A 17837-nucleotide genomic window follows, 5' to 3' on the forward strand; every position below is an offset into this window, starting at 1 on the left:
CGGGACCGGAAGCCTGACCAATAAGGAGCCTGAGCCATGCGACCCCTGCGTTATTCCATCAACGTCACCCTGGACGGCTGTTGCGACCACCGGGCCGTCGTCCCTGACGAAGACTTGCATCGTCACGCGGTCGAGAACCTCAAACGGGCCGATGCCCTGCTGTTTGGCAGGGTGACCTATGAAATGATGGAGGCCGCGTTCCGGCCGGCGTGGACAGGAGAGATGCCTGACTGGATGGAGTCCTTCCGCCAGACGATCGACGCGGGCAAGAAGTACGTTGTGTCCAGCACCCTGGAGCGTGTCGACTGGAATGCGGAGCTGGTACGCGGGGATCTGGGGCAGGCTGTCCAGCAGCTCAAGCGCGAGCCGGGCAAGGGACTGTTCGTAGGGGGCGTGATGCTCCCGATGGCCCTGGCGGAACTGGGTTTGATCGATGAGTATGAGTTCGTGGTGCATCCCAGGCTGGTGGGCCATGGTCCGACCTTGTTCGCGGGTTTGTCGAGGTACGTCGACCTGAAGCTCGTGGGTCGGCTGGATTTGGGTTCGGGGGCGGTGGCGATGCAGTATGAGCCGAGAAAGTTGCCATCGAGATGAGAGAGACTCGGCCTGGGCATGTCCCCCGGTCCGGGTCGCTGAACCTGGGCCGTTAACCGGAAAGACACCATGCGCTTATCCATCGTCGCCGCTGCCATGGCCCTCCTGGTCTCCACGGGTGCGCACGCCACAAGCTCACTTTCGTTCGAAGCCGACGGCTACCTCATCGACATCGTCGTGGGAGATACATCCCAGCCTGTTGTCTCCAGCCTGAGCATCGCCCTGCCCGGGAGTAAGCAGCCGGTATCGCTTCCGATGCAAGGGGTCAAAGTCCAGATCTTCGAGCCCGGGCAGAAAGTCTTGCTGCTGAGTTTCAAGAATTCCGGCGATGCAGGGCTTCCCGCGAGTTTCCTGCTCACGGTCAAGGACGATGTCGGCACCCTCAAGATGGGCGGGAGGTCGCTGGTGGGCAGCTTCTCCTGGGGCATGTAGGAGCCGACGTGATCGTGCCGGGAACGCCCACCACAGTCTGTGGATCGGGGATGGTCATGCCAGTGCTGCGAGGCCAGCGTTGCACCGCAGCATATACTTTGGGTCCAGGCCCGCTGATACGGGGGCATCGCATCCCCCGGAAAGATGGAACACCTTCGGCGCAGGCCTGTTTTCCCTGCCGAGGTTCAGACTGAACATGCGACTGCTTGAAACCAAGATCCCCGCCCCTGTTGTCACCGTCGTCATTGCTTTGGCCATGTGGCTGCTGCCCCGTGTTGAATCCCTGGGTGATGTGATCGATGTCGTGCGGCTGGCCACCATCGATCTGAGCATGAACCTCAGCGCCCTGGTGGCGATTGCCGCCTTTGCCGGTTTCTGGCGGGCACGCACCACCATCAACCCCTTGCAACCCGAGCGTGCTTCCGTGCTGGTCACGCATGGCATCTACCGCTATACGCGCAATCCCATGTACCTCAGCCTCTTGCTGCTGCTCGTGGCCTATGCCTGCTACCTGGGAACCTGGGCGGCCTTTGCCGGCCCCGCGATCTATGTGGCCTACGTCACCCGTTTCCAGATCCTGCCCGAGGAACGGGTGCTGCTGTCCAAGTTCGGTGCCGAGTACGAAGCCTACAAGCGCCGGGTGCGCCGCTGGATCTGAAGCAGCCATGCCCCGGCGTCATTTCCTGTCTGCCGGGTTACTGATCTGCCTGCTGCTGGCGGCTTGTGCCGCACCCGGGCCAGGGGGCGTGGCCGAGACCACGCTGCCCCTGCACCGTGCCTGGGTCGACGGCCGCCAAGTCGAGTACGTCACCACCGACATCTCGGATGCGACCATGGCCCGGCGTGAAGGGGTCAACCACGTACCGCGCCTGGCCCTGGCCCTGGGGGCGCCCGGCCGCCCCGGTGTGACCGAGCGGGTCTACAAGTTCGTCGACGGCGAGCAGATCACCGTTTTCCAGTCGGCACCCCTGCCCACGGGAGGGGCCAACGCCGACCCCAACTACAGCCCGCTGTGGCGCATGGTGCTGGTGCGCTGGCTGCGGCCCACGGCCCTGCGCGAACTGCGCTCCGAGGAGCAGGTGCTGGCGGCGCAGGAACGCGGGGAACTGTCGCTGGAAGTCACCGACATCGTGGTCAATTGCCCCATCACGCGTTCGGTAGACGGGCTGGCGCTCCGGGGTGTGCGCTAGGGCCTGTTCACACTGACTTCTCCGGTGCGAATGGGTTGCGGCCAGAGAAATCAGCGTGAACAGGCCCTCGCTGTGGCGCGGCCGCCATGCCGTGATGGCGCCGATGGTCAAACGCTGTTATAAAAACCCGGCCAATCAAGGCACAAGGGAGTTTTCATATGTTTGATCTGCCGATGTTCACCCTGATCCACGTCCTCATCAGCGTCCTGGGCATCATTGCGGGCCTGGTGGTGGTGGGCGGGCTCATGGCCGGGGCCCGGATGGACGGCTGGACAGGCTTCTTTCTGATCATCACGGTGCTGACCAGCCTCACGGGCTACGGTTTCCCCTTCACCCGGCTGCTGCCGCCGCACGTGGTGGGGGCGGTTTCGCTGGTGGTGCTGGCCGTTGCCGTGGTCGCCCGCTATGGGCAGAACATGCAGGGCCGCTGGCGCGCCATCTATGTGGTCAGCGCCGTGACGGCCCTGTACCTCAATGTCTTTGTGCTGATGGTGCAGCTTTTCGTGAAGACGCCCGCCCTGGCAGAACTGGCACCCACGCAGCAGGAAGCGCCGTTCGCGGTGACGCAGGCCCTGGTGTTCGCGCTGTTTGTCGGCCTGGGCTGGCTGGCGCTGCGGGGTTTTCGCGGCGTACGCTGAAGGGCAGGGACCAGCCTGTCGAATCCGGCCGGGCTTCTTCGTCGTACAGACTGAGGGATATCCTCGAACCATCTGAAGGAAACAGCCATGACCACGAACACCGTCCGCCTGCACCGCGTGCTGCGTGCCCCGCCCGAGCGGGTCTACCGCGCTTTCATCGACCCCGATGCCATGGTCAAGTGGCTGCCCCCGCATGGCTTCACGGGCAAGGTGCACCAGATGGACGCCAAGGTGGGGGGTGGCTATCGGATGTCTTTCACCAATTTCAGCAACGGGCAGAGCCATTCCTTCGGCGGCAAGTACCTGGAACTGGTGCCCGGCGAGCGCATCGTCCACACCGACAGCTTCGACGACCCGAACCTGCCCGGTGAGATGCGCGTCACGGTAACTTTCAAGTCCGTGTTCTGCGGTACCGAACTCAACGTGGTGCAGGAGGGCATTCCCGAGGTCATTCCTGCCGAAGCCTGCTACCTGGGCTGGCAGGAGTCGCTCACGCTGCTGACCCTGCTGATCGAGGCAGAGGTCAAGGGCTGAGAGCGCTGTCCAGGGCTGGACTCTGTCCGACAAGGAAACGTCATGCAGATACCTGACACGGAAGAGGCGTTGGCCGCCTTGTTCGACCGCCTTGGTGCGAGCGATCCACGCGCTTGGGCGCAATCCCAGTTGCAGGAGGGCATTCCCCAACTGCACCGCTATCTTTGGTTGCGCCAGGCGTGGAAGTTCATCGTGGCAGAAGATGAAACCGGCTGGATGGATGCCCACATGCGGCATGCTGCTGCCCGGCCAGACGATCCGTATGCGGGCGTGGGGCAGGCCTTGCGCCTGTGCCTGGAGCAGGGTGTGGACCGGGGGCTGCTCAACGATATCGTGCGTGGCATGCAGGTGGAGCTGCTGGCCGGCCTGAGCTACATGCTGGAAGACCCGGATTTTTCCGAGCCCGAGTTGAGCGGGCTGGGCTGGGGCCTGTTTGCCACTGATGAGCAAGGGCAGCCGATGGAGCCGGTCTATGGTCTGCACGAATCCGTGCTGGAGCTCGATCCCACAGGCCGCTCCATGCGGCCGCGCCGGCCATGACGAAGTCTGTCGGTGATTCACGCCCGATCCTGCGCACAGTCCCCGGCATGTTTGCGGCACTGCTACTCGGTGCCTGCGCTTTTGCACAAGGGCCGGGCGGTCTGAGCCCTTTTACGACAGACGGCTGCAGCATGTTCCCCGACCGTTCCCTGCTCTCCGGGGCCGATTGGTGCCGCTGCTGTGTGGCGCACGACCTGGTCTACTGGCGCGGCGGCACGGCCGAGGAGCGGCTCGAAGCCGACCAGGCGCTGCGCAGCTGCGTGCAGCAGGCCACGGGCAACACGGCCCTGGCCGATCTCATGTACACGGGGGTGCGTACCGGCGGCGGGCCCTATTTCTACACGCCCTACCGCTGGGCCTATGGCTGGCCCTATGGGCGGGGGTACGAGCCGCTGTCCAGCGAGGAACGGGCCCAGGTGTCGGCCTTGCAGACGCAATACCTGAGCAGCCGGCCCGTATTGACCTGCGAGAAATGACGCCATGGCACAGCGGCTTGCACAATGAGGACTGGACCGGATCCTGGCTCCAAGACGAGGAATACATCATGAACATGTCCGAACTGCTGCGCTGGCAATGGGAGGGTTACACCCGCTACCACCAGTCGCGCGCCAACTTGCTGCTGCACATCGTGGTGGTGCCGCTGTTCCTGCTCGGCAACGTGGCCCTGGTGCTGGCCCTGGTGCAGGGGGCCTGGCTGGTGGCGCTGGGCGGCGCGGCCTGCATGGGGGTCTCGGTCGCCTTGCAGGGCAAGGGGCATGCGCGCGAGCCGGTGCCCTCCATTCCCTTCACGGGCCCGGCCAATGCCGTGGCGCGCATCTTCTGCGAGCAATGGATCACCTTTCCCCGTTATGTGCTCACGGGTGGCTGGGGGCGCGCACTGCGCGCAACCGACGCTGCCCGGTAAAGGAGAAAGACCATGACAACTTACCGTGGAAGCTGCCACTGCGGACGCGTGGCCTTCGAAGTGGAGGGCGAACCCGACAGCGCCCTGGCCTGCAACTGCTCGATCTGTTCGCGCAAGGGCTCGCTGCTGTGGTTCGTGCCGCGTGCGCAGTTCAAACTCCTGACGCCCGAGGACGCGGCCGGCAATTACACCTTCAACCGCCATCTCATCAAGCACCGCTTCTGTCCCGTCTGCGGTATCCACCCCTATGGCGAGGGTACGGACCCGCAGGGGCGGGCCATGGCGGCGATCAATCTGCGCTGCCTGGAGAATTTCGACTTCAACAGCGTGCCCGTTCATCACTACGACGGCAAGTCGCATTAAAGACCGATGCCCGCACACAGGAGTTTCCATGCCCACCACCCATGATTTCAACCAGCGCGGCGCGGCCATGTTGCCGGGCCACCTGGGCATCGTCATCACGCAGATGCAGGATGGCGAGGTGCGCGCCGAGATGCCGGTGCGTACCGAGGTGATGGCCCCCAACGGTTTCCTGCACGCGGGCAGCATCGTGACACTGGCCGACACCTGTGCCGGTTATGGCTGCCTCAACAGCCTGCCCGAAGGCGCCAGCGGTTTCACCACCATCGAGCTCAAGTCCAACCACCTGGGCACGGCGCGCGACGGCGTGGTGATCTGCGCGGCCCGTGCCGTGCACAGCGGGCGCACCACCCAGGTGTGGGACGCCACGGTGACGCACCGCGAGAGCGGCAAGACCCTGGCGCTGTTTCGCTGCACGCAGATGGTGCTGTACCCCAGGGCCGGCGGCTGAAGCCGCCGATCAGGCTCGATTCACGGTTTGGGGGGCGCAGATTGGCTCCACCAGTCGCGCAGCTGCCGGTAGATTTGCCAGCCGCCCAGCAGGCGGGGCAGCCAGCGCAGGACACGACGCGGGCGCCTGAAGACCAGCAGTGCCAGGGCCGAAAGAGGCAATACCGGATGCCGGCGCAACCAGCTCAAACCGGTGCGCAGCTGGTCGGCCACGGCGAGCGGTGAATGCAAGGCCTGCGCCTGACGGGCCAGCGTGTGGCGCAGTTCGGCGCTGCGCAGCAGCAGTTGCTGCTGCCGCTGCACGAGTGCATGGTGTTGGCGCCGGTGCATGGCCAAGGCTTATTCGCCCGTGTCGAGTCCGGCGCGGTCGCGGGCGAGTTCGGTCACGCTGCTGTTGAACAGCCCGCCCCGGCTTTGCAGACGGGACCGGGCCCTGAACATCATCCAGCCGCCCGTGCCCAGAAACAGCAGGGCCAGCACACCCAGCGCCAGCAGGCGGTGCTCGTCCCAGAACAGCACCACCACAAAAGCGCAAAGCAGCAGCGCGCCCAGGCCCAGCAGCAGCAGGGCCAGTCCGGCCCAGAGCAGGCCGTCGAACAGCCGCAGTTTCTCCTGCTCGATCTCGTTGCTGAGCAAGGCCAGCCGCAACTGCAAGGTCTCCACCGCCGTGCCCAGCAGGCGGCGCAGGGAGGCCATCAGACCGGGTTCCGTGGCAGGTTCTTGCATGGTGGAGCGTTGTTCAGCGACGCGCGACCAGCAGGCCGACGATCAGGCCGAGGGCGGCGGCGATGCCGATGGACTTCCAGGGGTTGTCGTGCACGAAGGCGTCGGTGGCCTGGCCCGCAGCCTTGACCTGGGCGGTCGCTTCTTCCTGTAGGCCGAGCAGTTCGATGCGGGCTTCCTTGAGCCGGCTCTGGATGCGACCGCGAACCTCCGCTGTGCTATCACCGACCTGGTCGGCTGTCATGCGCAGCAGTTCCTCGGCGTCTGCGATGACCAGCCGCAGGTCGTTGAGCAACTTGTCGCGCTGCGGTGCAGTGTTTTCAAACATGGCATCCCTTCCTTGTGGTCGACATGACCTGAGGACAGGATAGACCTCCTGCAGCCAAAAGCAATCGCTCATTTCGCACGCACGGGGGGCTTGCCATGCCCTCCGGCTCGCAGGTCCTAGAGCTGCGCTACGAGATTGCGTCCCGCCAGCTTGGCCTTGTACAGGGCCATGTCGGCGCGTTCCACCACTTCGGTGCTGCTGATATCGTCCTTGAGCGCGCAGCTCAGGCCCAGGCTCGCGGTGACTCGGCCTATGCCCGGGAAGGAGTAACCGGCCACAGTCGCGCGGATCTTCTCGGCCACGGCCCAGCCTTCGGCTTCGTCCTGCAGATCGGGCAGCAGCACCACGAACTCCTCACCGCCATAACGCGCCACGAAATCGGTGATGCGCGTGCACTGCGTCAGCAGGTGAGCCAGCTGGCGCAGCACCTCATCGCCCTTCTGGTGGCCATGTTCATCATTGATGGCTTTGAAATGGTCGACGTCGATCAGAATCAGGGAGAAGCCGCGGCCCGTGCGACGCAGCAGCTGGAAGTCTTCCTGCAGCTTGGCGTCGAAGCGGCGGCGGTTGTGCAGGCCCGTCAACCCGTCCACCGTTGCCAGACGCTCGAGTTCCTGATTGGCGATCGACAGCGCCTCGGTGCGTTCGCGCACCTGCTGCTCCAGCGAGGCGTTGAGCGCTTCCAGTTCACGCTCATGTTCCAGCAGGGAGCCGGTCATGGACTGGATGGAGTCGCTGAGCTCGCGGATCTCGAAGATCTGGTCCTGTCCATCCGGGTAGACAGGGGGCTGGTCACGCCGCTCGATGTGGCGCACCGCAGCGGCCAGCTGTTCGATGGGCTGGCTGATGCGCGTGGCAGAGCGGTACGCGATGATGGCGAAGATCAGGCCCACCACCAGGCCGAAGACCAGCAGCTGCTGGTGCAGGATTCGCATGGGCTCCACAGCCACCTGCAGGGGCTGGCGCAGCACGACGCGCCAGCCCAGCTCGGCGCTGGTCTCGGCATGAACGTCCACCATGCTGGTCAGGTAGACCTTGTCGTCGCCCCAGCGCACCACTTCGTAGGGCGCTGCCGGACGTAGGCGTTGCGGCAGCTGTACCGCGCCCATGAGGCGGTAGGGGTAGAGGATGTGGCCCGCGCTGTCGGCAATCAGCACCTCGACCTGGCGCTGGGCCGCGCTCTGGGTCACGACCGACTCCACCGCGTTGGTGACCCAGCTCCAGTGGGCGTGCGCACCCAGCACGCCGCGTACGCGGCCACGATCGTCCAGGATGGGCGCGGCGAAGTCGACAAAACGCAGTGGTTCACCACCGGCGTTGGGCGGGAGCAGCTTGGCCAGCAGCAGGGCTTCGTGGACGTCGCCGGTATAGGCGCCCTTGAGCGCCTTCTGGAACCAGGGACGCTGGCCGACCTGTTGGCCCACCAGCATGCCGCCGGTGGCCTGCAGCACACGGCCTTCGCTGTCGACGATGCCGATCCAGGCGTATTCGTCGTAGGTCTGCTTGCGCAGCTCCAGGGCCCGGCCCAGTTCGGGGTCGCGCAGGTTGCCGTGGGTGAAGGCAGGGATCTGGCGCAGCAGGCGGATTTCCTTGTCGCGCTCTTCGAGGTGGGCGGCCAGCAGGTCGGCTGCCGAGCGCGCGCTGATGTGCAAGGTCTGACCGCCGAAATCGGCCAGCTCCTCTGTGGCGATGTGACCCACATACAGCCCCACGCAAAGCAGGGTGGCCAGCGACAGACCACCGAACCAGAGGGTCAGGCGGCCGCGGAAGCTGCTGGGGGTGAAAAGACGGGCCCAGGGTAATGTCATGGTTCGGCGTTCCTTGCGCGCACGTGGGGCTCCCAAGTGCGGCAGTGTATGCCGAAACGTTCGCCCCTTTTCAGACTGGGGACAGTACCCTGGCCGGCGTCAGCAGGCGCTCCATGAGTTCGCGTACGCTGCGGATCTGCGCGCCGAAGGGCAGGGCGCCCACGCCGCGGAAGAACAGGCCTTTTTTCAGGTCGCCGCGCAGTGCGGCGGCCAGCTGGTTGTCGATGCAGAACTGGCCCCAGCCGGGCAGGCCGTCGCGCAGGCCGCACTGGGCCAGGCAATCAAAGCTCTTGGTGCAACGGTTCTTGGGGTGCGCCACGGCTTGCAGCTTGTGCTCGATCTTCATGTAGGCGCGCAGCCAGGGTGTGGCCACGGCGCGCGCCGGCAGGCCCGCCACGCTGGTGAATTCCACCATCTCGTCTTCCCTGGCCTCGGCCAGCACGCGTTTGAATTCTGCGTTGGCGTCGCTCTCGGTGGTGACGGCAAAGGGCGTGCCCAGCTGCACGGCAGCAGCCCCCAGCGCCTGCACGCGGGCGATGTCCTCGCGGTTGCGGATGCCACCGGCGGCGATCAGCGGAATCTCCTGCTCGATACCGGCCGATTTCAGGAAGGCGATGGACTGCGGGATCACGTTCTCGAAATCAAAGCGGGGGTCGTTCAGATCGCTGATCTTGGCTGCGCCCAGGTGGCCACCGGCCAGGCGCGGGTGTTCGATGACGATGGCATCGGGCAGGCGCTTCTTGCGCTCCCATTTCTTCACGATCAGTTGCACGCCCCGCGCGTCCGAGAGGATGGGGATCAGGGCCGTCTTCGGGTGGTCCTGCGCCAGGTCGGGCAGGTCCAGCGGCAGGCCGGCGCCCACCACCACGGCGTCTATGCCCGCTTCCAGCGCGGCTGTGACAGAGTGTGCATATTCGCTGACCGCCCGCATTACATTGATGGCCAGCAGGCCCAGGCCCCCGGACAGCGTGCGCGCGGCGCGGATCTCGCGCCGGATCGCTTCCAGGTTGGCGGCGTCGATGGCCACCTTGGCGGCGTCGCCAGCATCCAGGTGGCCGGTGGCCTGCATCAGGTCGGGGTGATGGCGCCGCAGGTCCACGGAAGAGAGGGTGCCCACGCCACCGAGCGCGGCCACGCTGCCGGCCAGGCGATGTGCCGAGATGCCGATGCCCATGCCCCCCTGGACCACCGGCAGCAGGGTGCGACCGGCCAGGGTCAGCGGGCGCAGGCCGCTGCGCGCCAGCCAGGCCGCGCTGTCGGCGTGCAGGTGGGGAAAGGGAAGGGCAGCATTCATGTGGTGGGCGGCGCTCAGACGGGCAGGCGCCCGCCCTCACGCAGGGATGAGATGTGCGCTAGCTTAGGTGCAAGGCGAACAGAGCGTTTTGCGCTGGGTCAAGGTTTGCTCGGAGTTGGCCGGTTTTGCTAGGGCTGTTCCGGGCCTTGTTGAGACCCGCGCCGGGCTATAAACTGAAACCCCATGCCCAGGGACCCACTGCATCACCACGCAAACGACGTGGATGGACTCTCCGCCGAAAGGATCTTTCATGAAATTCAACAACCTGCGCGTGGCCCACAAGTTGTGGCTGGTCGTCCTGGGGCTCATGCTGCTTTTACTGATCGTGGCCATCTGGGGGCAGTTCAAGTCCCGGCAGGAAGCCGACGCCACCTTGGAGAAAGTGGCCTTCTACGAGTCGGCCATCACGACGGCGGTGCGCTGGCGCGGGCTGGCCGAGGTGGCGGTCACCATGTCCTCGAGCGCTGCCACGACCAGTGACATGGCGCTCAAGGCGGATTTCGGCACCCGTGTGGCGGCGCTGACGGCCCGCATCACGCCGGTGCAGGAAGAGATCAACAAGTCGGCCACCTCAGCCCGGGACAAGGAGGCGCTGGAGTTTGTGGGCAATACGCGGGCCAGCCTGCGCGGCCTGAGCCCCAAGATCAAGGAGCTGCAGGACGCCGGCGACCAGGCGGCACTGCAGGCCTTTGTCGACAAGGAATACAAGCCCAGGATGGTGGCCTACCTGGACGCCATCGACAAGTTCGTGGTCGTGCAGGAGCAGCAGCGTGACGAGGTGGTGCGTGAGATGGAAAAGGCGCGCCAGGGGCGTGTCGTCACTGCGGCCATCAGCCTGGTCGTGGTCTTCGGCCTGGGGGTCTTCCTGATTCTGGTGCTGGTGCGTTCCATCACGGTGCCGCTGGACCGCGCGGTACAGATCGCCGGCGCCATCGCCGACGGTGACCTCACGCAGGACATCCACGAAGAACGCAAGGACGAATTCGGCGTCCTGTCGCGGGCCTTGTCGACCATGGTGGGCAAGCTGCGCGGCGTGGTCGCCGATGTGCGCAGCGGCGTGGAGGCTGTCTCGACGGCTTCCGTTGAAATCGCCAACGGGAACAACGACCTCTCGGCCCGCACCGAGCAGACCGCTTCCAACCTGGAGGAGACCGCGGCCAGCATGGAGGAACTCACCAGCACGGTGAACCAGTCCGCCGACACCGCGCGTCAGGCCAACCAGCTGGCCAGCACGGCCGCCCAGGTGGCCGCCCGCGGCGGTGAGGTGGTGGGGCAGGTGGTGGTGAGCATGCAGCACATCACCGAGTCCTCGCACAAGATCGGCGACATCATCGGTGTGATCGACGGCATCGCCTTCCAGACCAACATCCTGGCGCTCAACGCCGCGGTAGAAGCAGCGCGCGCTGGCGAGCAGGGCCGCGGCTTTGCCGTGGTGGCCGCCGAGGTGCGCAGCCTGGCACAGCGTTCGGCCGAAGCCGCCAAGGAGATCAAGGCCCTGATCAGCACCTCGGTCCAGTCCGTGGAGTCCGGCTCGCAGCAGGTGGAAGAGGCTGGCAAGACCATGGGCGAGATCGTCAGCAGCGTGCAGCGCGTGGCCAGCCTCATGGGCGAGATCACCACGGCCACGACCGAGCAGCGCGACGGCATCGCCCAGGTCAACCAGGCCGTAGGCAACCTGGACCAGATGACGCAGCAGAACGCAGCCCTGGTGGAAGAGTCCGCCGCCGCGGCCGCGGCCATGCGTGACCAGGCCCAGCACCTGGCCCAGGTGGTGGCTGTCTTCAATGTGGGCAACGCCGGCGCGCGGCCCCAGCTGGCGCTAACCTAGGCGCAGTGGTGCGCCACGGCCACCGGCCAGTGTGCGCGCCTGCACTTCGAGCTTGCGGGCCGTCGTGGCCGATTCCTGCAGCCGGCCCGCATGGCCGCTGGCGAGCTGCTCGAGCTGGCCCAGGGTCCGTCTGAGTTCGTCCAGGCCGGCGTCCTGCGTCTGGGCATGCTGTGTGATCTCGGCCATGGTCTGCGCCACGCGCTGCACCTGCGTCACCACTTCCTGCATGGTCTGGCCCGCCTGCTCCACCAGCTTGCCGCCCTGGGCCACGCTGCCCACCGAGGCTTCGATGAGCTGCTTGATCTCCTTGGCCGCGGCCGCGCTGCGCCCTGCCAGGGCCCGCACCTCGGTGGCCACCACGGCAAAACCGCGACCTTGATCGCCGGCACGAGCCGCCTCCACTGCGGCGTTGAGCGCGAGGATGTTGGTCTGGAAGGCGATGCCGTCGATCACACCGATGATGTCGGCAATGCGATCGGACGATTTGCGGATGGCCTGCATGGTGTCCACTACCTGCGTCACCACGGCGCCGCCGCGTTCGGCCACCTGGGCCGCACTGCTGGCGAGTTGCTGGGCCTGGCGTCCGCTCTCGCTGCTCTGCTTGAACGTGCCGGCCAGAGCCTGCATCTGGGTGTCGGCCTGCTGCAGCCGGGCCTGCTGCGGCGCGCGTTGTACCGCCTCGTGCTGGGCGGGTCGCGCCAGTTCTTGCGACTGTTGCTCCAGCTGCTCGGCCTGCTGCTGCATGTGGGCCACGGTCTCGCGCAGACGCTGTTGCAGATCGCGCAGCGCGGCCTGCAGCTGACCGGCCTCGCCGGGGTCGCTCACTTCAATGAGACTGTCCAGGTCGCCCTGGGCCAGGCGGCGCGCAGCCTGTACCGTGCCCACCAGGCTGCGGTTGACCGGGTGCAGCACCCACCAGGCCCACAGTGCCGAGAGCAGCATGGCCACCACGCCGGCCACCAGCAGCAGGGTGCGCGCGGTGGCGATGCTGCCACGTTCCACGCTGCGGCGTTGTTGCGTCGTGAGCGTCTGGATGGATTGCTGCAGCGCATTGAGCGCGGGCAGTGTTTCGCCGATGAAGAGCAGCGAGGCCTCGGGGCGCAGGTTTTCCTCCACCAGCTTGAGCACACGCTCAGCCGACTCGGCATGCGCGCCGCGCTGCTTTTTCAGGTCCGCCAGCAACTGGCTGCCGGCGCTGCGTTCCAGCGTGGTGAGTGCGGCCTCGAACTGTTGGTTGGCGGCCTGCCGCTGCGCCTGCAGCGGTTGCGGGGGGGCGGCGATGGGCGCCTTGATCACGTCCATGACCACGCGTGACAAGGCGTCGGTGGCCGCCAGCAGCTGGCCCGCGGCCTCTGCCTGGGCGCGCTCGGTCGCGTTCATGCGTTCGGAGGCTTGCTCGATGTTGTGCAGCTGCGCCGTTGCCAGCCAGGCGTAGGCGGCCAGCAGAAGCATGGGCAGACCCAGACCCAGCAAGAGGCGGGTTCCGGTGGACCAGGGGGCGCTACGCATGCTTGTCTCCCGGGCCGTGGGTCACGGCCGTGCTTGGTGTTGGAACAGGGGGCTCAATGTCCCGGTCATTGTGACACCGGCCGACTTGGCCGGTCCAGCATCCAAAGCGCGGAAAAGACAGATGCTTTCAGTTTTTGTGTTTGACCGGCTGTGCCTGGGGCCGGTAGCTGGCGTCGATCTCGTTGAACAGGGGCTGCGCCATGGTGTCGGCGGGGCCGTCTGCATAGGGACCCGTGCCGCTGTGTGTGGCACTGGAAGCGGGCACGAACTGTCCGCTTTTCACATCAAACACATGCACTTCGCCTTCTTCGATCACATAGTGCCAGCCGTGCAGGGCCAGCTGGCCGGCCTCCACGCGCGCGCGCACCATGGGGTAGCCCATGAGGCGCTCCAGTTGCAGGATCACTGCGCGCTGTTCGGTACGGCGCAGCGCTTCGGCCGACATCTGTACCGGCAGCACGGCCTCGCGGCCCAGGTCCAGCCAGGCGGCCAGGTTGATGGCTTCCTTCGGCGTACCTTCGTAGAGCGCGCGAATGCCGCCGCAGTGGCTGTGGCCGCAGACCACGATGCGCGAAACCTTGAGGCTGAGCACGGCGAACTCGATGGCCGCAGCCGTGCCGTGGTACCCGGTCCAGCGGCGCGCGGCACCCAGGTAGGCGCCTTCGGGAGAGATGTCGCCCGAAGGGGCGGGCAGCATGCCGTCGTGCGGCGGCACGAAGGCCGCCACATTGCGCACGACGAAGAGTTCGCCCGGCCCGGTGCCCGTGAGCAGGTAGGGCACCAGGCGCGAGTCCGAGCAGCCGATGAAAAGGATGGTTGGGTGCTGGCCGTGCGTCACCAGATCCTGGAACTGGTCCTGCACGCCCGGAAAGGTCTGGTCGTGAAAGCGCCGCAGACGTTCCAGCAGTTCGTCGGGCATGGCGGCGCTTTCGCCTATTGCACCAGCGGGCTGTCGGCAGCGTCCAGTTCCACGCCCTCCAGCTCGGCCTGTCCGGCGAGCAGGGCCAGGTACTGGCGCAGCGCGGTCACGTAGGTCTGCTGGCGCAAGGTCATGGCCACGGCGCCGCGCACGGATTCGAAAGGCTGGTCGGCCCCGGCTTCGCGCCGGCGCACATCCACCACATGCAAGCCGAAGCGGCTGTGCACCAGGCGCGGCAGCACACCCACCTCGGTCTGGCCGAAGATCTCGCGCGCGAACTCGGGCGCGCAGTCCTGCGCCGTCAGCCAGCCCAGCTCGCCGCCCTCGGCGCCGCTGGGGCAGTTGGAGAGAGTGCGCGCGGCCTGCACAAAGGGGTCGTCCGTCCCGTCGTGGCTGCGCACATCGAGCAGCGCGCCTTCGGCGCGCTTGCGCAGGGCCACGACATCGATACCCGGCGTCACGGCAAACAGGATGTGCCGCACGTGGGCACGCTCGCCGATGCGGTAACGCGCGGCGTGGGCCGCATGGTGGCGGCGGCAGGCTTCTTCCGAGGGCTCCGGGATCTGCAGGCTTTGTTCCAGCAGTTGCTCGATGGCCTCGACCGCCGCCTCGCCGGGCACGCCGTCGACTGTGTTGTCCTCGGCGGCCAGCAGGCCGGCGCGCTGCGCGGCCTGGCGCAGCAGCTCTGTGCAGGCGCGCTGCCGCAGTTCGTCGTCAGTCAGAACCTCATCGGCACCTTGCAAAGGCTGGCCATTGACGCGTGCCACGGCAACCGGGGCGGCCACGGACGTATCGGCTTCGGTGCTGGCGCAGCCACAGCTGGGAGAGCAGGGGGTTTTCATACACGGGCTCCCGGTTGGCGCGGCAGGTTGTGGCCGGCCGGCAGATTGAGCCGACGGCTGCGCACGACCTGGTAAGGCCGCAGCAGGTAGGACACCGAAGCGAAACCGCTCCAGACGTGCACCAGGCGGGTGAAGGGGAAGATGAAGAAGATGCTCATGCCCAGGAACATGTGGGCCTTGAAGACCCAGCTGGCTTCCGCCAGCAGCTCCACTGCACCGATGCGGAAGGTCACGATGCGCTGCGCCCACTCGGCCAGCAGGAGCATCATGCCGCCGTCCAGATGCTGGGCGGAGAGCGGGATGGTCGCCAGGCCCAGCGCGAACTGCAGCCAGAGCAGAAGCAGCAGCACGATGTCGCTTGCTTTGCTGGTGGCGCGGATGCGCGGCTCGAACAGGCGGCGGTGCAGCAGCAGCGTGACGCCGATGAAGCCCAACAGGCCGAAGGCCCCGCCCGAGACCATGGCCATCAGCTGCTTGGCGCCCGCCGTCATGAAGGGCTCGTAGACGAAGTGGGGCGTGAGCATGCCCACGGTGTGGCCGAAGAAGAGGAAGAGGATGCCCACGTGAAACAGGTTGCTGCCCCAGCGCAATTGGCCGGCCTTGAGCAACTGAGAGGAGTCGCTCTTCCACGTGTACTGGTCGCGGTCGAAGCGGATCAGGCTGCCCAGCAGGAACACCGTGAGGCAGATGTAGGGATAGATTCCGAAGACGAACTGATTGAGGTAGCTCATGGTCATGCTCCTGGCGCAGCGGGCTGCGCAACATTCCTGACGATGCGGATGGGCTGGGGCTGGCCGGGTTTGGCCTGGCCCTGGGTGGAGCAGCCGTCGAAGGCCATGGGCTCTTCCCAGGCCTGGTCCAGCGGCTCGTCTTCCACCACCTTGACAGACTGGGCCCGCTCACCGGCGACTTCCAGCAGGGCGCCCAGCACGCTGGCGTAAGGGCTCTCGCGTCTCACCAGGGCGCTGAAGATGGCGTTGAGGATGTGGGTCATCTCACCGAGGAAGGCGCGCGCCTCCTTGGTTGGCTGGGTGGAGACGAACTCCAGCACCACGGGCAGGTAGTCGGGCAGCTCGCCCTCGGCCAGATACAGGCCGGCCTTCTCGTAGGTCTGGGCCAGGTCGATCATGGCCGGGCCGCGGTCGCGGCTGTCGCCGTGCACGTGCTCGAACAAGTGCAACGAGGTGGCGCGGCCGCGGTCGAACAGTTGCACGTAGTCGGCCTCCATGTCGATGGGGTCACGCGTGCGCATGGACTTGAGCAGCGCGTCCAGCTCGGCCAGGCGGGTCGCGCCCAGGGCCTGTTCGCTGTGCAGCGCCGCGCTCAGGTCACCCAGGTGGCCGCGCAGTTCGGCGTCGGGGTAGCCCAGCAGGCGACCCAGCACGCGCAGGGTCAAAGTGGCGTTGTTGTTCATGATCAGACTCCTGCCTTGATGGGGATCGTTCTACGTTTTCCGCTGCCAAAGAGGCTGGTTTCGCTGGCGCCGTCGGAACAGCCGTTGCCAAACGAGAAGCCGCAGCCACCGCGCATGTCGAAGGTGTTCTCGGCGTACTCGCGGTGCGAACTCGGGATCACGAAGCGGTCTTCGTAGTTGGCGATGGCCATGGTCTGGTACATCTCTTCCACCTCGGCCTGGGTCATCTGCACCTGATCGAGGGCGCTGGTGTTGATGCGGCCTTCGACATGCTTCTCACGCTGGTAGGCGCGCATGGCCAGCATGCGCTCCAGGGCGCGTTCCACCGGCATGGTGTCGCCGGCGGTCAGCAGGTTGGCCAGGTACTTGACCGGGATGCGCAGCTGCTTGACGTCCGGGATCTCGCCGTTGATGCCGATGTCACCGGCGTTCGCCGCCGCCGTGATGGGCGAGAGCGGCGGCACGTACCAGACCATGGGCAGGGTGCGGTACTCGGGGTGCAGGGGCAGGGCCACCTTCCACTCCACCGCCATCTTGTAGACCGGGCTTTTGCGCGCAGCGTCCATCCAGGCATCGGGGATGCCGTCGGCGCGCGCCTGCTCGATCACATGCGGGTCGTTGGGGTCGAGGAAGATGTCGAGCTGGGCGTTGTACAGGTCACGGTCGTGCTCCACGCTGGCTGCTTCCTGGATGCGATCGGCGTCATAGAGCAGCACGCCGAGGTAGCGTATGCGGCCCACGCAGGTCTCGGAGCAGACGGTAGGCTGGCCGGCCTCGATGCGCGGGTAGCAGAAGATGCACTTCTCGGCCTTGCCCGATTCCCAGTTGTAGTAGATCTTCTTGTAGGGGCAGCCGCTGACGCACATGCGCCAGCCGCGGCACTTGTCCTGGTCGATCAGCACGATGCCGTCTTCCTCGCGCTTGTAGATCGAGCCCGAGGGGCACGATGCCACGCAGGCCGGGTTCAGGCAGTGCTCGCACAGGCGCGGCAGGTACATCATGAAGGTGTTCTCGAACTGGCCGTAGATGTCCTTCTGCACATCGTCGAAGTTCTTGTCCTTCGAGCGCTTGCTGAATTCACCCCCCAGGATCTCCTCCCAGTTCGGACCCCACTCGATCTTCTCCATGCGCTGGCCGGTGATCAGGCTGCGCGGACGCGCCGTGGGCGCGGCCTTCATCTCGGGTGCCGACTGCAGGTGGTCGTAGTCGAAGGTGAAAGGCTCGTAGTAGTCGTCGATCTGCGGCAAGTTGGGGTTGGCGAAGATCTTCATCAGCAGCTTCCACTTCGCCCCCTGGCGCGGTTCGATGCTGCCGTTGGATTTGCGGACCCAGCCGCCGTTCCACTTGTCCTGGTTCTCCCATTCCTTGGGGTAACCGATGCCGGGTTTGGTCTCGACGTTGTTGAACCAGGCGTATTCCATGCCTTTGCGGCTGGTCCAGACGTTCTTGCAGGTGACCGAACAGGTGTGGCAGCCTATGCACTTGTCCAGGTTGAGCACCATGCCGATTTGAGCGCGGATTTTCATGGTC

At 66.1% G+C, this 17837-nt stretch carries 23 protein-coding genes; 12 read left to right on the top strand and 11 right to left on the bottom strand.

Translation table 11 applies throughout. The features are described 5' to 3' along the window. Positions 1-36: 36 nt before the first annotated feature. From AC07NT_RS02480 to AC07NT_RS02530, 11 genes are all read left to right on the top strand, one after another. Positions 37-594: a dihydrofolate reductase family protein gene (locus tag AC07NT_RS02480; protein ID WP_498598012.1), complete on the top strand. Its 558-nt coding sequence runs from the start codon at positions 37-39 to the stop codon at positions 592-594. A gap of 69 nt (positions 595-663) precedes the next feature. Further along, positions 664-1026, top strand: a complete 363-nt coding sequence (locus AC07NT_RS02485; RefSeq protein WP_498598011.1) for a hypothetical protein — start codon at positions 664-666, stop codon at positions 1024-1026. Positions 1027-1222: 196 nt separating this feature from the next. Next, positions 1223-1684 (top strand): methyltransferase family protein, encoded by a 462-nt coding sequence (locus AC07NT_RS02490; protein ID WP_498598010.1) that lies wholly within the window; start codon positions 1223-1225, stop codon positions 1682-1684. Between the two features lie 7 nt (positions 1685-1691). Further along, positions 1692-2216 carry a DUF7482 domain-containing protein gene (locus AC07NT_RS02495; protein WP_498598009.1) on the top strand — a complete coding sequence of 175 codons (525 nt, stop codon included), beginning with the start codon at positions 1692-1694 and terminating at the stop codon, positions 2214-2216. Between the two features lie 158 nt (positions 2217-2374). After that, positions 2375-2854, top strand: coding sequence for a hypothetical protein (locus AC07NT_RS02500; RefSeq protein WP_498598008.1), 480 nt, complete (start codon positions 2375-2377; stop codon positions 2852-2854). An 87-nt stretch (positions 2855-2941) separates the two neighbouring features. Then, entirely contained in the window at positions 2942-3388 is a 447-nt protein-coding gene (locus tag AC07NT_RS02505) for an SRPBCC family protein (protein WP_498598007.1), read from the top strand. 42 nt (positions 3389-3430) lie between these two features. Further along, positions 3431-3928, top strand: a complete 498-nt coding sequence (locus AC07NT_RS02510) for a hypothetical protein (protein ID WP_498598006.1) — start codon at positions 3431-3433, stop codon at positions 3926-3928. Further along, entirely contained in the window at positions 3925-4404 is a 480-nt protein-coding gene (locus AC07NT_RS02515) for a hypothetical protein (RefSeq protein WP_498598005.1), read from the top strand. Before AC07NT_RS02510 ends, AC07NT_RS02515 begins: the two co-directional genes overlap by 4 nt. 68 nt (positions 4405-4472) lie before the next feature. Then, positions 4473-4832: a terminase gene (locus AC07NT_RS02520; protein WP_498598004.1), complete on the top strand. Its 360-nt coding sequence runs from the start codon at positions 4473-4475 to the stop codon at positions 4830-4832. Between the two features lie 12 nt (positions 4833-4844). Then, positions 4845-5195 carry a GFA family protein gene (locus tag AC07NT_RS02525; protein WP_498598003.1) on the top strand — a complete coding sequence of 117 codons (351 nt, stop codon included), beginning with the start codon at positions 4845-4847 and terminating at the stop codon, positions 5193-5195. Positions 5196-5223: 28 nt separating this feature from the next. Next, a complete protein-coding gene (locus AC07NT_RS02530; RefSeq protein ID WP_498598002.1) occupies positions 5224-5643 on the top strand; it encodes a PaaI family thioesterase in 420 nt (139 codons plus the stop codon). Between the two features lie 20 nt (positions 5644-5663). Here the strand turns inward: AC07NT_RS02530 and AC07NT_RS02535 are convergent, their stop codons facing one another. The 5 genes from AC07NT_RS02535 to AC07NT_RS02555 form a co-directional block, all read right to left on the bottom strand. After that, positions 5664-5972 carry a YqjK-like family protein gene (locus AC07NT_RS02535; protein ID WP_498598001.1) on the bottom strand — a complete coding sequence of 103 codons (309 nt, stop codon included), beginning with the start codon at positions 5970-5972 and terminating at the stop codon, positions 5664-5666. Between the two features lie 9 nt (positions 5973-5981). Further along, positions 5982-6368 carry a phage holin family protein gene (locus tag AC07NT_RS02540; protein ID WP_498598000.1) on the bottom strand — a complete coding sequence of 129 codons (387 nt, stop codon included), beginning with the start codon at positions 6366-6368 and terminating at the stop codon, positions 5982-5984. A 13-nt stretch (positions 6369-6381) separates the two neighbouring features. Next, positions 6382-6693, bottom strand: a complete 312-nt coding sequence (locus AC07NT_RS02545) for an ElaB/YgaM/YqjD family protein (RefSeq protein WP_498597999.1) — start codon at positions 6691-6693, stop codon at positions 6382-6384. Positions 6694-6809: 116 nt separating this feature from the next. After that, entirely contained in the window at positions 6810-8501 is a 1692-nt protein-coding gene (locus tag AC07NT_RS02550) for a sensor domain-containing diguanylate cyclase (protein WP_498597998.1), read from the bottom strand. A 70-nt stretch (positions 8502-8571) separates the two neighbouring features. Then, a complete protein-coding gene (locus tag AC07NT_RS02555) occupies positions 8572-9795 on the bottom strand; it encodes an NAD(P)H-dependent flavin oxidoreductase (protein WP_498597997.1) in 1224 nt (407 codons plus the stop codon). Between the two features lie 250 nt (positions 9796-10045). Between AC07NT_RS02555 and AC07NT_RS02560 the strand changes: the two genes are divergently transcribed. Continuing rightward, positions 10046-11623, top strand: a complete 1578-nt coding sequence (locus AC07NT_RS02560) for a methyl-accepting chemotaxis protein (protein ID WP_498597996.1) — start codon at positions 10046-10048, stop codon at positions 11621-11623. On the opposite strand, the gene AC07NT_RS02565 is transcribed toward AC07NT_RS02560, so the two are convergent. From AC07NT_RS02565 to narH, 6 genes are all read right to left on the bottom strand, one after another. Then, the gene (locus AC07NT_RS02565; RefSeq protein WP_498597995.1) at positions 11615-13132 is read right to left on the bottom strand and encodes a methyl-accepting chemotaxis protein; all 1518 of its coding nucleotides are present in this window, start codon (positions 13130-13132) and stop codon (positions 11615-11617) included. The genes AC07NT_RS02560 and AC07NT_RS02565 overlap by 9 nt on opposite strands. A gap of 127 nt (positions 13133-13259) precedes the next feature. Next, entirely contained in the window at positions 13260-14051 is a 792-nt protein-coding gene (locus AC07NT_RS02570; protein ID WP_498597994.1) for a carbonic anhydrase, read from the bottom strand. Between the two features lie 14 nt (positions 14052-14065). After that, entirely contained in the window at positions 14066-14893 is an 828-nt protein-coding gene (locus AC07NT_RS02575; RefSeq protein WP_498597993.1) for a peptidylprolyl isomerase, read from the bottom strand. Next, positions 14890-15624 carry a respiratory nitrate reductase subunit gamma gene (gene narI / locus AC07NT_RS02580; RefSeq protein ID WP_498597992.1) on the bottom strand — a complete coding sequence of 245 codons (735 nt, stop codon included), beginning with the start codon at positions 15622-15624 and terminating at the stop codon, positions 14890-14892. The genes AC07NT_RS02575 and narI overlap by 4 nt, the downstream gene beginning before the upstream one ends. A gap of 2 nt (positions 15625-15626) precedes the next feature. Then, complete coding sequence (narJ, locus tag AC07NT_RS02585; RefSeq protein ID WP_498597991.1) at positions 15627-16307, bottom strand: nitrate reductase molybdenum cofactor assembly chaperone; 681 nt, start codon at positions 16305-16307, stop codon at positions 15627-15629. A gap of 2 nt (positions 16308-16309) precedes the next feature. Then, the gene (narH, locus tag AC07NT_RS02590) at positions 16310-17833 is read right to left on the bottom strand and encodes a nitrate reductase subunit beta (RefSeq protein WP_498597990.1); all 1524 of its coding nucleotides are present in this window, start codon (positions 17831-17833) and stop codon (positions 16310-16312) included. Positions 17834-17837 lie beyond the last annotated feature (4 nt).

Source organism: Hylemonella sp. GW821-FHT10B10 (assembly GCF_059415585.1).